13 protein-coding genes and 1 pseudogene are annotated in these 14090 nt (G+C 69.1%); 1 reads left to right on the forward strand and 13 read right to left on the reverse strand.

All coding sequences use genetic code 11. From position 1 onward, the window contains the following. Positions 1 to 130 precede the first annotated feature (130 nt). Positions 131 to 1295, reverse strand: a pseudogene (locus OHB21_RS00150) (IS3 family transposase). Positions 1296 to 1725: 430 nt separating this feature from the next. Here OHB21_RS00150 and OHB21_RS00155 point away from each other — a divergent pair. Next, positions 1726 to 2385, forward strand: coding sequence for a nuclease-related domain-containing protein (locus OHB21_RS00155; RefSeq protein ID WP_328436889.1), 660 nt, complete (start codon positions 1726 to 1728; stop codon positions 2383 to 2385). Here the strand turns inward: OHB21_RS00155 and OHB21_RS00160 are convergent. The 12 genes from OHB21_RS00160 to OHB21_RS00215 form a co-directional block, all read right to left on the reverse strand. Next, positions 2382 to 3005 (reverse strand): hypothetical protein, encoded by a 624-nt coding sequence (locus tag OHB21_RS00160; protein ID WP_195142673.1) that lies wholly within the window; start codon positions 3003 to 3005, stop codon positions 2382 to 2384. The two genes, OHB21_RS00155 and OHB21_RS00160, sit on opposite strands and share 4 nt — an antisense overlap. 108 nt (positions 3006 to 3113) lie before the next feature. After that, positions 3114 to 3275 carry a hypothetical protein gene (locus tag OHB21_RS00165; RefSeq protein ID WP_157115835.1) on the reverse strand — a complete coding sequence of 54 codons (162 nt, stop codon included), beginning with the start codon at positions 3273 to 3275 and terminating at the stop codon, positions 3114 to 3116. Between the two features lie 304 nt (positions 3276 to 3579). Next, positions 3580 to 3741 carry a hypothetical protein gene (locus tag OHB21_RS00170; RefSeq protein ID WP_195142672.1) on the reverse strand — a complete coding sequence of 54 codons (162 nt, stop codon included), beginning with the start codon at positions 3739 to 3741 and terminating at the stop codon, positions 3580 to 3582. Further along, positions 3741 to 5537, reverse strand: coding sequence for an acyl-CoA dehydrogenase family protein (locus OHB21_RS00175; protein WP_328436891.1), 1797 nt, complete (start codon positions 5535 to 5537; stop codon positions 3741 to 3743). The genes OHB21_RS00170 and OHB21_RS00175 overlap by 1 nt, the downstream gene beginning before the upstream one ends. 25 nt (positions 5538 to 5562) lie before the next feature. Beyond that, on the reverse strand, positions 5563 to 6858 hold the full coding sequence (locus OHB21_RS00180) for a cytochrome P450 family protein (RefSeq protein WP_328436893.1): 1296 nt from the start codon (positions 6856 to 6858) through the stop codon (positions 5563 to 5565). A gap of 13 nt (positions 6859 to 6871) precedes the next feature. Further along, the gene (locus tag OHB21_RS00185; RefSeq protein ID WP_328436895.1) at positions 6872 to 7696 is read right to left on the reverse strand and encodes a cytochrome P450 family protein; all 825 of its coding nucleotides are present in this window, start codon (positions 7694 to 7696) and stop codon (positions 6872 to 6874) included. Between the two features lie 338 nt (positions 7697 to 8034). Beyond that, positions 8035 to 9573, reverse strand: coding sequence for a condensation domain-containing protein (locus OHB21_RS00190; RefSeq protein ID WP_328436897.1), 1539 nt, complete (start codon positions 9571 to 9573; stop codon positions 8035 to 8037). A gap of 4 nt (positions 9574 to 9577) precedes the next feature. Continuing rightward, on the reverse strand, positions 9578 to 10393 hold the full coding sequence (locus tag OHB21_RS00195; protein WP_328436899.1) for an SAM-dependent methyltransferase: 816 nt from the start codon (positions 10391 to 10393) through the stop codon (positions 9578 to 9580). Then, positions 10390 to 11349, reverse strand: coding sequence for a hypothetical protein (locus tag OHB21_RS00200; RefSeq protein ID WP_328436901.1), 960 nt, complete (start codon positions 11347 to 11349; stop codon positions 10390 to 10392). The genes OHB21_RS00195 and OHB21_RS00200 overlap by 4 nt, the downstream gene beginning before the upstream one ends. Positions 11350 to 11509: 160 nt before the next feature. Beyond that, the gene (locus OHB21_RS00205; protein WP_328436903.1) at positions 11510 to 12079 is read right to left on the reverse strand and encodes a hypothetical protein; all 570 of its coding nucleotides are present in this window, start codon (positions 12077 to 12079) and stop codon (positions 11510 to 11512) included. A 62-nt stretch (positions 12080 to 12141) separates the two neighbouring features. Continuing rightward, positions 12142 to 12798, reverse strand: coding sequence for a hypothetical protein (locus OHB21_RS00210; RefSeq protein ID WP_328436905.1), 657 nt, complete (start codon positions 12796 to 12798; stop codon positions 12142 to 12144). 234 nt (positions 12799 to 13032) lie between these two features. Continuing rightward, the gene (locus tag OHB21_RS00215; protein WP_328436907.1) at positions 13033 to 14001 is read right to left on the reverse strand and encodes a nucleoside hydrolase; all 969 of its coding nucleotides are present in this window, start codon (positions 13999 to 14001) and stop codon (positions 13033 to 13035) included. Positions 14002 to 14090 lie beyond the last annotated feature (89 nt).

Here is a 14090-nt window from a genome sequence, read left to right on the forward strand (position 1 = left end):
CGATGTGCGAGTGGCTCGTCACAGATGCCATTGGGCTGGTCATGCCGAGGTTCCCCCGCTAATCCGGAGAGCGGATTAGCTGGTTCCGGCAGGAACCTGTTGGGGCTGCTGCAGGATCGGGTGACAGCGGTTATGCAGCCTGTCGGGCTGCTGGAGCCATGATGGTTTCGGATTCGATGGGGGTCAACCGGCCGAGCCTGGCTTGTCGACGACGCCGGTGGTAGGTGCGTTCGATCCAGGTGACGATCGCGATCCGGAGCTGCTCGCGGGTGTCCCAACGCTGTCGGTCCAAGACGTTGCGTTGCAGCAGGCTGAAGAAGCTTTCCATGGCGGCGTTGTCAGCGGCCGCGCCGACACGGCCCATGGATCCGACCATGCGATGACGGTTGAGCGCGCCGACGAATCTCCGCGAGCGAAATTGAGATCCGCGGTCGGTGTGGATCACGCAACCGGACACGTCACCGCGTCGGGCAACGGCATTGTTCACCGCGGTCACCGCCAGTCGAGACTTCATCCGCGAATCGATCGAATACCCGATGATCCGGTTGGAGAAGACGTCTTTGACCGCGCACAAGTACAGCTTGCCTTCGCCGGCTGATGTTCGGTGATGTCACTGAGCCACAACTGATTCAGTACGTCGCTGCGGAAGTTCCGCCGCACCAGATCGTCATGGACGGGCGGCCCCGGTTTGCCGTTCTTGCCACGCCGCGGCTTGCCGAACGCGCTCCACCACCGATTCGTCGAACAGATCCGCCACGCGGTCCGCGCACTCATCGATTCACCGGCTTCGCGGGCTTCGTCGGCGAGAAACCGGTAGCCGAACTCAGGGTCGTCGCGATGCGCGTCGAACAACGCGTTGGCGCGATACGCCTCGGTGACCTCGCCAGTGGTCACCGGATCGGCCAGCCATCGGTAGTAGGGCTGGCGAGCGAGCTGCAACACCCGGCACGTCACCGCCACAGGGATACCTTCGGCGGCAAGCTCTTTCACGAGCGGGTAGAGCCTTTTCCCGGAATCTGAGCCTGCGACAGATACGCCGCAGCGCGGCGCAGGACCTCGTTCTCCTGCTCCAACAGGCGAATCCGGCGACGGGCATCCCGCAACTCGACCGACTCACTGCGAGTGGTCCCGGGCTTGTTCCCGTCATCGATCTCGGCTTGGCGCATCCATTTCGACAACGTCATCGGATGAACCCCGAAATCGGCCGCGACCTGCTCCAGGGTCACCCCGTCGTCGCGGTTGCGAGCGACCCGCACGACGTCGTCGCGGAACTCTTTCGGATACGGCGTGGGCACTGCGACATCCTCTCAAGCCTGCCGCTCGGCAAGCCACCTCGGTTGTCACCCACCCCTGCAGCAGCCCCGACGTCGTACTCACCGAAGGCCAAGGGCTGCGCTGGTTCACCGAGCACGACGCCGCGGCGACCGACCTCGCCTATGAAGACAACGCCATGCTCACCGAGTTCTTCGCAAGCCTGCCGGACCCGACCACCGCGACCCAGTAGCGACCGCTGATGACTGTGGGGCCCGGACCGATCAACGCCGCCGCCACGCAGCGGGGGTCGGTCCGGGCCTCTCGCAGGGTCTACGCCTCCAGGGTGGGTGCGACTCGAAGGCACTGCGCGCGAACAACTTCAGATGTCGGCGCCCCGTGCCACACTGGCACAGAGATCGTGAGCGAGACCGGCCACATCAACGACGGCCGGCCAAAGGCGGGGAGGTCGCTGTGCTGTTGTTGGTCAACCAGGACACGGAGTTGTCGACCGCGGAGCAGCGGTTCGCCGAATGGATCGGATGGAGTCCAGCCCAGCCCGGGGTGGCGTTGCTCAACGTCGATGTTCCCCATCGTGGCCGCAGTCGCCAGCTCGACGCGCTGATCTGGACCAAGCAGCGCTGTATCGCGGTTGAGATCAAGGGATTCCGCAGCCAGCAGCACGGCACGCTCGTCGTGCCGCCGAACGGGCCCTGGTTGATGGAGGACGGGCAGATCGCCGACATCTACGGCAACACCTACAACCACAACCCCATCAGCCAAGTCCGCACGAACACCCTGGCGATGAAGAACTGGGCCAGCCAGGTCACCCACCGAGGATGTTTCGTCTACGGCCTGGTCGTGGTGATGTTGCTTCCTGGGCAGCATGTTCCGTCCCTGGACGTCCACGCTCACCCGGAGAAGACCGACATCGTGGTCGAAGACTTCGACGTGTTCCGCTACTACCTCCACCGGCTGGAAAACCAGAAAGTGCAGTGGAGTGCCGACCAGGTGCACGCGATGCTGACCCGCCTGGGCGTCGCGCACCTCTACGGCGGCCGCCGCGACGTTATCGCCACAGCGCTCGGCGAGTCGACCCGCACCCAACTCACCGGCGATTCCTATCCGTTCTAGCCGCTACGCCACTGAATCGGCCACTTCTGGAACAGATCCTCGATCGGCTCCGAGTTGCCGAGGGCGCGTTCGTATTCCACGAAGCACTGCGCGAGCGCGCTACGTAATGCCCGGATCACCGCAGCGTCTCGCTCCTGCTCCTCGCCGTAATGGCGGCCATGCGAGAACTCCTTGGCCACGTCGACTCCGCTCGGTGGTGTGGCAACCGGGATGGCCAGTGGGTCCGGGCTGATCAGGTCGGGTGGGCCACCCGGGGCCAGGAACCGGCCATGGATGAGGACGTAGAACAGTTCGCCGCGCTCGGTGAACAACACATCCGAACCATGTGACCGGCCGCCGTACGGCGGCACGATCCAGCAGCGCTGTTCGTCGATCACGACGTAGCGCTTCCCGTCGACGTCGGTGACACCGGAGCTCGTACGTTCGAACAGCTTCTTGGGCCGCGCCAGCTGCAACCTCAACCCCTCGGGCAGAGCACGGAACTGCTCGGAGGCCTCGGCCAGGACATGAGTGACCTGTTCAGCGAGTGCATCCTTGGAGCGCTGGTCGGATTGCGCAATGTCGATGCGCCACTCGGCATCTCGGCGCGCCGAGGCGAGCGCATCGTCAAAACTACTCATCGCCGCAGCCTATCCCGACCCACTGACATCCATCCCCTGAGCAGGGACAATACCGCTGAACGGGACTGTTCCTCCACAGGCCCCTGTCCGCGGGCGTTTCAGTTCAGTTCAGCTGACCCAGCCAACACGATCGCGATCCCGCGCCAGATCCGGGAGGTCGAACAGCAGGTCCACTCCCAGCGGCTGCACCAGCTCGGCATCCTGCGCAAAGTCGGTCTCGCCGAGGCGCTGGCCGGAGCGCTCGACACCGAAGTCGCCCGCGCCCTGCACGATCCGCTCATCGCCAGCCAGACGGTGGCACGATCACATCGCCACACCGGCTGCGGACCGTATTCGCCGCGCCGCGAACACGATGCCCGTCAGCGCGTGGCGGTCCCCGCGCATCGGTCTCACCAGGTGTTGCCGGGGTCATCCGATGACCGCGTTCATGATGGTGCCCGCGCTGGTCGCGATGACGCCGCCGATCATGGCCCCGGCGACCATCTTCGGCGATTCCAGGCCGGCGGTGCCTCCGGGGACGGATTGCCGATCTGGGCCACCAGGTCGACGGCGAAGTGGGTGATGGTGTCGGGGGTCATGGTTTCCTTCCCGATCGGGCGCGGCGGGCTTGGCGGGGTCCGACGCTGCGGTGGCGGGCGTGGGTCGGTGTCCGGTTTCCGGGGGTGAGCGCGACGGCGACCGCGGCCAGCAGCGCGACGACGATGACGGCCGTGACCAGCCATGACGTTGCCGACATCACGGGTACTCCTCGAGGTAGTTGGCCGAGAACAGCGGCGCGCGAGGGATGGCGGGTACCGCGAACGCGGTGGTGAGCAGGCGCGCGTGCGCGGCGAGGCGGGTGCGGTGGGCGCGGCGTTGGGTCCGGAACGCGCTCAGGTCTTCCTGTGAGAGGTGACCGTGCTCGTGATGCCACTGCCCGTGGTCGAGGATGGCGGTGAGGGTGACCTCACCGAGCACGTCTTCCAGGAGCTGGCGCGCGGTGGGGTCGGTGGTGTCGGCGAGGTCGAGCGCCACCGCCTGCGCGGCCAGCCGGATCGCGGTGGCTTGGGCGGCCATCTCGGCCGCCGCCTCCGGGCCGGCGGCGTCGAGCCGGTCGAGGTCGCCCGCGGTTCGGTCGGCGGCGATTCCGTCTTCGCGGGCGATGAGCATGTCGGCACCCGGCCACGACAACTCGGCTCCGGGCAGCCGTGCGTGCCGCAGGTCGGCGCGCGAGCCCGCCACGACGCGCAGGACGCGGTTGGCGCCTTCGGCGGTACGGATGGACCCGACACCGCCGAGCAGGTCGGCGATCCGGTTGGCGCGCAGGTGGGCGTGGGCGCCGGTGTCGTCGTGGACGGTCATGATCGCCGACAGCGCGATGTCCGACAATAACGGCTTGGCCAGCATCACCAACAGTGCGAAATCGGTTGTGCTGGTGGATGGTTCACTCATCGTCGCGGCGCGCAGACTGCGCAGGCGGCGACCGAGCGCGGTCGCGGCGTATACCGGGCCCAGCTGGGTGGCGAGGTCCTCGTCGATCGAGTCGCGGTCGATGAGCCGTACGCCGCCGACCTCGCGCTGGTGGGCGTAGGACACCAGCGCGGCGAGTGCGCCGCGCGCGGCGGCGATCGAGGCGTTACCCAGGTCCAGGCGGCCGTCGGTGAAATCACCGGCGCCGACAGCGAAGTGGGCGGAGTGGTCCTCGGGCAGGACCAGCGTGCCGTCGACGACCCGGGCGCCGGGCACGAGCAGCCCGTCGAACGGGACGAACGCGCCGAAGAAGCTGAGCATCGCGTGATCCATCGGCGAATGCGCCTTATCGCCCAGCGCGGTGATCCTCACACCGGAGGTGATGCCCCCGTCGGGGGTGTGCAGCCGCAGCGCGACCAGGTGCACACCCGCGTCGCGGCCATCGATGATCGCCCGGACCGCGATCGTGGCGATCTTGACGGGCACGAACGCGTTCGCCATGAACTTTGCCGCACCCGGATCGGTGGCGCGGGCGTCGGGATCTGTGGTGTGGAGCCAGAATCCGCGGCGCCGCGGGTCCCAGATCGCGAGAGTGCGCAGCGTGGGCGCGGTGTTGGTGCCCGCGAGCTCGGTGTGCACGCGCACCCCGGTCGCGGCACCGGAATCCAGGTCCGCCAGCATCGCGCGTTGATACGACGAGCCGTTGCCCAGCCGCCGCACCGCGCCCACAGTCAGCGCCACATGCCCGGTCCAGGACAGCATCAGCCGGGGCGCGAGGACCGCGGCGGCGTCACACACCGCGCCCCGCAACTCCGGATCGGCGTAGACCTGTCCAGCGGTCATCCCCAGCCCGGCGAACGCCGCGCGCAGCAGCCCCGGCCCGACCGAGGCCTGCTGCGGATACGGCACCCCGTCCACCGGCCGATCACGCACGCTCGACGCGAGCGCGCGGGCGCGCTCGTGCAGGTCGGCGTGCTCGCCCACGATCACGCGGTGCAACGCCGCGAGGGTAGGGGTGGCGGTGGGGTCGCCCAGCAACGGCACCATCGGCACGGCCACTGGGGTCGATCGAGTCGTAGTCATCGAAATCACCTGTATCGCAATGGTTTCAGAAGGAACCGGAAGGGATCGGCATCGGGTGCGCGGGGTCGAACACCACAGGGAATGCGGCCAGAGCGCGATGGAACGGGCCTGGCCGCCATGACAGTTCGTCCGGGTGCACCGCCAGGCGCAGATCGGGTATCGCGGCCAGCAGGTTCTCGATACCGGCTTCGGCGATGAGCATGCCCATGCGGCGAGCGATCTCGGGGCAGCCATGCGGGCCGGTGCTGAACCCCAAGTGCCAACCGCCCGCACTGGACCTGGACGCTCCGCCGGTGATCGCTGGGTCGGTGGAGGCCGCGGCCATGCTGATGACGACCGGCTGATGAGCGGGTAGCCAGATGTTGTCGACCAATTGGGGTTGAAGGGGATAGCTCAAGCAGTAGTTCGCCAGCGGCGGATCGGCACCCAAGGTGGCCTCGACGGCGTGCATGACCGTTTGCGCCAGACCGTGTTCTCCGCTGTAGGTGTCATCGGTCACCATCGTCCGCAGCGCGTTGGCGGCCAGATTCAATTGCGGTTCGATCCCTGCGGCGTAGAAGGTGACCAAGGCCTGGGTGATCTCCTCGCGGTCCAAAGCCGCCGGACCGTCGAGCAGGCGGGTGACGACATCTGATGCCGGGCGTGCTGCTTTGAGGTCGATCAACGAGCCGAGAGCGGTTTCGAGCGTCTCGTTGACCGTGCCGGTGTCGACCGCCTCGAACATCGCCGCGCTGGCGGCCGCCACACGTCCTCCGATGTCGTCCGGGCAGCCCAACAGCGCATTGAGAGTCGAGAACACCAACGGCAGGAAGTAGTCGGTGAGAAGGTCGGCTCGCCCGCGGGGGCTGAAGTGATTGATCAACAACGTCGCGTGCCGGGCCACCAGCGGCCGGATGCTGTGCAGGTCGATCGCCGCGAGAGCGTAATTTGTTGCGCCGCGGTAGCGTTCGTGTGCCGCGCCCGCCGAGCGCAGCGCGTTGCGGCGGTATTCCACCATCGCCAGGATCGGGCACGTCGGGGCGATGCTCGCCTGCCAGATGCGCGGATCGGCGGGGAAATGGACCGGATCGTTGAGGATGCGCACCGCGGTCGAGTGCGCGATCACCAGCGTGGCCTCGACACCGTCGGCCAGCTCGATCGGAACCAGGCTGCCGTAGTCGCGGCGCATCGCGGCGTAGTAAGTGTGCGGGTCCTGCGCGAAACTCGGGTCCTGCAGTCGAATGCGTGGTCCGAGCTTCTCCACGGGCGTGGGGTGGCGTGGCTGCGGGCGCGCGAGCACCGGGCGCGCAACGTACGCGGCGTCGAGGTCGGAGGGCTTCATGGCGGCGTCCTTGTCATCGGAGCGGCGCGATCGGTGCCGCGCTGGAAAAGGTCACAGGCAGATGGGTGAGGGTCCGCTGCTGCCAGCTCGCGCGCCATTGCGGCGCGCGCGCCAGACGGATGTCGGGCAGTGCGTCGAGGATCTGGTCGAGCGCCACGGTCGCGATCAGGCGCGCGAGATCCTGGGCCGGGCACGCTCGCGGCCCGATCCCCCAACCCAGATGGCTGCGGCTTCCGCGCCGATCCTCGGGATCGGCGGGGGTGATCGCCGGATCGGTGCCGGCCGCGGCCAGGCTCACCACGACCGGTTCGTTCTCCGGCAGCCACGTTCCCCCCATCAGTTGAGGTGGCGAGGGCCAGGTGAGAATGTTGGCGATCGGCGGATCGGTGGCCAACACATCATCGATCGCCTCGGTCACGGTCAGCAGCGCGAACTCGGCGTCGATGGCGGTCTTCCACAGCACCAGCGCGATCAGGTCGGCGATCGCCCCGGCACGCGCGTACAGCAGCGCGACCACGGCGAGGATCTCGGCGCCGGTGTAGGCATCCGGGTGACCCGCCAGCGCCGAGATCACATCCGCTCCCGGCGCGTGACGCCGTGCGGTGATCGCCGCCCCCAGCGCGGCGTTCACCCGTTCTGCCTCCGCACCGGCGACCGAGGCGTCGACAGCCCGGCTCGCCGCCGCCATCGCCGCTGCGATCTCGGCGCCGAGGTCGGGGGCGACACCGATAACGCGGTCCATCTCCGCGCGCACCACCGGACCGGCATAGTCCTCCACCAGATCGGCCTGCCCACTGCCGCAGAAACTGTTCACCGCAGCCACGGCGGTGTTCTCCACGCGCCGATACACGACATTGCCGTCGACACCGGCGATTCCAGCAGCGAACGCACGCCGCAACCGGGACTCGGCCCCGAATTCGGGTTCCCACCAGGTGCTCACCGACAGCATCGGGCACCGCCCGTCGCGAGCGGCGACCGCACGCTGCCACGGCCGCGGGTCGGACCGAAACCTGTCCCGATCCAGCAGAATCGAGCGCGCCTGCTCGTAGCCGAGGACGATATGACCCGGCAGAGCCTCACCCACCTCGACCGGCACCACCGCACCATGGCTGGAACGCCACGCCGCGTAATGCTCCTGCGGTGCCTCGAGGAAACCCTCGGTGTGCAAACCTGGCCTCACCACGGGAGCCTCCCGGCCGCGACCACCATCAGATCGTCACGGATCTGGTCGAGCAGCGCCCGCATGCGCGTGGGCGGGATCCGGTCGCTACGGAATGTGGCCTCGAGGGTGAGCCCCGCCGGTCCGGGTGCCAGTGCCACGGTCAGAGTCCGGCGCTGCCGCACCGGCGCGACCGGCACCGGGATCACGGCGCCGGCGCTGATGACCGGCGGCGTGCGGAATACGTCGGCCTGGCGCAGGGCGATCGCGTCGAGGTCACGGCTTCCGATCCGCGTCATGAGGTGGCCGAGCTGGGCGTCGCGGTGGCCCCAGCTGGCCGCTCGGTCGACGCGGACGCGACCGGCCAACTCCCACGCCCCGGCACCGACCGGGACCGTGTACGGGATGCCGGTTTCCACCAAGCCCGCCATCGCGCCGAGTGCCTGGATGCGGTGCGCGCTGTGGTGGACAACCACGACCTCACCGACACCGGCCCACGCCCCCAGCCGGGAGCCGAGCACCCCGGTGACCAACTGCCACATGGTGACCCGACGCCGGGCCCTCAGTTGCTGATGCAGGAGGATGACCGCGCCGCGGGGCAGGGTCACCGAGGCGAGCGCGACCGGACCCGACACCGCCGAGTCCGGGGGTGCGATCGGTTCCGCGTGGTAGCCGATCATCCGCTCGGCCCACCACCGCAGTTGCCACTCGTAGTCGGTGGCCGAGGTGCTCGCCGTCTGCCAGGCGACATAGTCGCCGGGTCCCGGAGGCAGCGGGATCATCCGGCCGCGGCGCCGGTAGGCGGCCTCGAGGTCACGCAGCACCACGTGCCACGAGCGCCGGTCGACGACCAGCTGATCAGCCACCAGCACCAGCGCGCGCCGACGGCGCCCGAGCAGCCACCACCGCGCTAGGCCATCCCCGGAAGCGTGGTCGAACTCGGTGTCCGCGAGGAGTTCTCGCGCTCGGCGGGCCAGTGCTGCGGACGTGTCGACCGGGGTCGGGTCGATCTCGATCCGCGGAGGGGCAGGGTTGAGCTGCTGGGTCCACGCCCGGTCGCGGTGATGAATACCGGTGCGCAGCGCGGGCTGTCGCTTGCCGACCTGGTCGAGCGCGGCTAGCAGCCGCGTTTCGTCGACGTCGTCGAGCATGACGGCGTAGGCGGCCTGCGCGTGGACCTGCGCGCCCAGCATGCGCGCCAGCCGCAGCAGCGCGTCCTGTTCCCGCGACGCCGGATACCGGCCCGCACTGCGGTTCGCCGGGCGGGTACCCGGTATCGGTGCGCGGTGGCGCGACAGTCTACGAGCCGCGTCTCCCAGGCGCGGGCAGGTGACCAGCAGATCTCCCGGCACACCGCGTGCGCCGAGCATCCCGACGATCTCGGCACTGTCGACCCCGGAACCCTTCAACAGACGGAAATCGCTGTCGGCGTCGAGCGTCCACTCCGCGACCCCGAGTACTTCAGCGACACACCGCAGCACCGCGGCCAGCGCCAAGTCGTAACTGACCTGCGCCGCCTCGGGCGCCCCGCGCGGCACGATCGTTCTCCCGGACATTCTGTCACCACACCGTTTCCGCGGGTTTGCGGGCGATCGCGCACACCGCCGCCAACGGTGTACCCGGACCGAATCCCGTTGACGGGCTGCGGCTTTCGTACAGCGGCACGAGATCGTCGGTCTCGAGCACAAGGCCGTCGAACAGGTCTCGCAACTGGTCGGGGTCGCGTGGCTCGTAAGACGGTGCCGACAGCGAGTAGTGCTGCCACATCGTCACCGCGCGCGGGTCGGTATCGGTGCCGTCCCACCACACCAGCCAGCTGCCCGGCGCCAGGGCGCCCATCACCGTGGACACGACCCGGCGCGCCTTCCCCCAGTCCGCGACGAGCCCCAACGCCCCGCACAGCAGCACCGCGACGGGCTCACGCCAGTCCAGCACCCGATCCGCCGCGGCCACGATCCGGTCGCTGTCGCCGACACCGGCGGCGACGACCTCCACGTGCCCTTCCGCGGTCACAGGCGTCAGCAGGGCGCGGGCGTGGCTGAGCACGACCGGGTCGTCGTCGACGTACACGACCCGCGCATCAGGATGGACAGCCTGGGCCACTTCGTGGGTGTTGCGGTTACGGGGCCCCGGCAGACCCACCCCCACCTCCAGGAACTGGCGCACACCCCGCGCCGCCAGCCCTCGCACCGCGTCGACCTGGAATTGCCGCGCCGCCGACCACAACGCGGTGATCGCGGGGTAGATCTGCGCGCACTCCCGCCCCGTCGACCAGTCTCCATCGAGCCAGTCCTTGCCGCCCATCCAGAAGTTCCGCACTCTCGCCGTGCTGGATGTCAGGACCCATTCCTGTTGTCGTACAGCGAATTTCGTCACAATCGCACCCTTTCGAACTGTGCGTATTCGAGTTCGGGCTCCGGGGTCAGGGCGGTCGCCAGCATGCCCAGGACCTCGGCCACCTCCACCGTGGCCACCCGTGCCGGGTGCCCGCCCGCGCCGAGGACCAGTCCCGTGGCGCCGAGTGCCACCGTGGTGTGCCGATACCGTGTGCCCCGGCCCAGCGCCGCCGCCAACGCCGCGGGCGCCCCCAACACCACCTCACGGCGGCCCGTGCGCCCCTGCCAGTGCCGCAGATGCCGCCGAAAGTCCGCCACCCCCGGCAGCGAGGAATCCTGCACCCGGGCACCGACCACACTGGCCTCGTCCCACACCAGCCCCGCCCCCGCCAGCGCGGACGGATCCACCACCGTCACCTCCCCCACGTTCGCCAGGACATGCTCGACCGCCGCCGGATCGGCACTCACATACCGGTCGTCAGCGAGCAGCGTCACCGAGCAGCGGCGCGCCAACCCCAGACTCGCCCCCGCGGCCTCGGCGTCGTCGGTGAGCGCGGCCATCAGATTCGTGGCCGGACCACAGCACACCCACCGGATACGCGGGGCGTAGCTGGGCAACACCTGGGTCAGCGCCGAACGCAGATGCATAGAGACCGGCGCATCCTCGTGACTGTCCGGCAAGCCAGCCGCGATCCACGCCCCCGCCCCCGCCCTCGCCTGCGCCCCGGCCACGTGCACGACACCGATCCGGCCCAGCGAACGCGTGATACGGCGCGCCAGCCGGGCACGCGCCTGCCACCCACGCTCCATCCCCGATACCACCAATCCCGCCGAGTCGAGCTGACGTGCCGCCCACCACAACGCCAGCCAGTGGTCGGGCTCACCGCCCACCCCGGCCAGATCCAGCACCAGCAGCTCGTGCCGGCCCAGGCCGCGCCACGCACGCGGTGCGGGCAGCCGCCGATCCGGCGCCTGCGCGCACGTCCACCCGCTCACCGCCCGGCTCCAGCCACACTCGCGTCCTCGACAGGCGCCACAGCAGCCACGCACGTGCGCTCCGCCCGACCGAATCTGTCACCGCCACAGCGCATCTCGCTCGGCGACTCTCCGCTGCCCGTCGCCCCGATTCCCAAGGATCTGTCAATCATGTTGTGTATCACCTTGTTTCAGCTTTCTCGCATCTGGTTTCACCGGACCCGGCGCAGAATGCCAGCCTCACGGTCCCGTCGGATTCGCTCAGCACGACGCGCATGGGCTCTTGCGCGGGCGGTAAGCCCGCCGAATGCCGCCGTGGCGCACCGGCACCGGCCGCGATGGCTCGCACCAACTCGTCGTCGTACCGGTCCGCGAACTCCCGCAGCGCCGGACCTACCGTGGCTTCACCGCTCGGCCACCTGCGCAGAAGAGCGGTTCCCATCGCCAGCCGATCGATCAGCTCGCCGGCGGTCACGATCGGCGGGGCGTCCTCGTCCTCGACCCAGTGCACAGCACGATCAGCCAGCGACCAGCACAAGCGATCGTCGATAGCGTCGACGAAGGCGCGGGTCAACCGCAACGCCGGCTCTCGCAGCACCAGCGGCTGGACGTCCCCGACGATCCACCAGGCCGGATCCTGCATCTGGATCGCCCACGCCCGACCCAAGTCCCGCGCCATCTGCTCCACCCCCGACGCTGGCACCGCGCCCTCCCACACCGCACCCAGCCGCGCCGAGTTCGGCAACGCCACGCCACCAATCCTTTCCGGACACCCGCTACACGGGCGTCGAACGGCGGTGCGGGCGGTGGTGGTCATGACGTCCTCCGTGCTGGGTCACCCAGCGCTGCGGTCACGAGCGCATCCAGATCCAGGCCGGGCCGCGACCAGCGATATCCGGCCCCGGCCAGCTCGGCCGAGGCCAGCAGCGCCACCGCCACCGCGCTGGTGAGCGCAGCCCGCTCCAGCCCTTCCGGCCCGGGTTCGGGACCGATCACCATGCTCTGCAGGCCGGCCCGCCCACCCGAGACCGCCAACGGACTCGCCGCTGTGCGCGGCGGGCCGCCCAGGTCCCAGGCGGTGTCGATCAAGCGGGGCCGCTCCGCGAGCGCGCGATCTACCCACCCACTCCGCAGCTGGGTCAACAGGTCCTCACCGCCCACGTTCGACCTCAGCATGAACATTCGGTCCAACGCGGGGCGCAGGTCGTGGCCCGCGACGATCATCGAACGCGGCCACTGCCCTCCCACAGCCGCGCCGGTGATCTCCACCGCAGCGTCGAGATCGGTGTCACGATCACAGACCACGATGTCGTAACCGACCGGAATCAGCTGCCCAGCCACCAGTTCCACCGGATCTTCCGGGATCGGTAGCCAGCACACCGCCACGGCCACCAGACCGGACAAATCGAACACGGGGTGCAGCGCAGTCACCGCCGTTCCGCCGACGCGGGCGGGCACAGTCGCACGCACAACGACCTCCTCTAGGAATTGGGGTAGGAATTGGGATTCAGTGGTCCAGGACGTCCAAGCCGCGCGGATGCCGCGCGCTCCCCGGGACAGACCCGGACGCGGAGGCAACGGCGGCGGCGCGGACCGCCACGGTCTCGCGTGTCGAAACGCCGTACTGCCCACCAACCCGCGACGTGGCCATTCGCCCGCCCACCCGACGACCCAGCCGACGCGCTTCCGGCGCACAGCGCCCACTCATCGCAGCACCTCCCCACGCGCGAATTCTGTTGCGGTGTCAGGGATCTTGTGTGCACCGAGCGGAAGGCACCCCGACATCCAGGTATGGAACGCGATCAGATCGATCCGGGTCGACACCTCCACCGACGCGCCGCGCGGCACCCGATACATACGCGCGTCCGCCGCGATATGGATCGTCTCCGCTGCGGACTCGACCACGCCCGGCACACCCAGCGCCCACGCCAGTGCCAGGGGGTCGGCCATCCAGCTGCCCGGCCGCCACGACCGATCACCCACCGTGCTCGACGGCCGCCGCGCGAACCACCCCGCGGCGTTCGCCGCGACCACGGCAGTCTCCGGCGGCGAGTCCGGGCCGGTGAGCCATCCCATCAGCGGTGAGTCCGGTGTGAGCCGCAGCCCCGCGTCATTGGTGTGGGTCGACAGCAGCAGCTTCGGCGCCGGCACCATCCGCAGGACCAGGCCCGCCGCCGCGGGGTCCAGCCTGAGATTGTGGGAGGCGCGCGACATGTCCCGATACGCGTCAAGCCATCCACCCATCTGAAACAGGGAGCTCGCCTCGGCGAGATCGGGCCTGGCCACCAGCACGCGCGCCACGTCGGTCAACGGCGCCATCCCCACAACGATCGGTGACTGCTCGCACAAGTCGACCAAAGCATCCACCACCGCCGATTCGACAGCGCCAGAAGAGATGTCGGGGACCAGATAGTCAGGCAGAACGAACCGCTGCGGCGATCCCGGCAACTCCGAGCCCGCCACTACCCGGGCGTCCTCACGCCCTAATCCGTCGAGGAAGGCGCGCAGCACACGGGCACGGCGCCCGCCCGGATCATCAGCCGACACCACCACCAGCCGATCGCGGCCCACAACGCGCGCCGCGATCCAGATCGCGATCACGTCATCGAGGTCGTACAGCGCGTCGGTCACAATGACCACGACGGCGGTCGACCGGAATGCCCATGGATTCACCACGCTGCTCCTGCATCTCGCGCTGGTAGTTCGGAACCCGCCGCGGCTGGTTCCGGGAATGGGTTCCTAGTGAAAATCGTGGCCTGTCA

Origin of the sequence: Nocardia puris, assembly GCF_036051655.1 — a bacterium.
Classification (GTDB): Bacteria; Actinomycetota; Actinomycetes; order Mycobacteriales; family Mycobacteriaceae; genus Nocardia; species Nocardia puris.

Coding starts and splice junctions, on each gene's coding strand:
- OHB21_RS00160 (WP_195142673.1), bottom strand. CDS start 3,005: ATGAGTAGTTTTGACGATGCGCTCGCCTCGGCGCGCCGAGATGCCGAG.
- OHB21_RS00170 (WP_195142672.1), bottom strand. CDS start 3,741: ATGTCGGCAACGTCATGGCTGGTCACGGCCGTCATCGTCGTCGCGCTG.
- OHB21_RS00175 (WP_328436891.1), bottom strand. CDS start 5,537: ATGACTACGACTCGATCGACCCCAGTGGCCGTGCCGATGGTGCCGTTG.
- OHB21_RS00180 (WP_328436893.1), bottom strand. CDS start 6,858: ATGAAGCCCTCCGACCTCGACGCCGCGTACGTTGCGCGCCCGGTGCTC.
- OHB21_RS00190 (WP_328436897.1), bottom strand. CDS start 9,573: ATGTCCGGGAGAACGATCGTGCCGCGCGGGGCGCCCGAGGCGGCGCAG.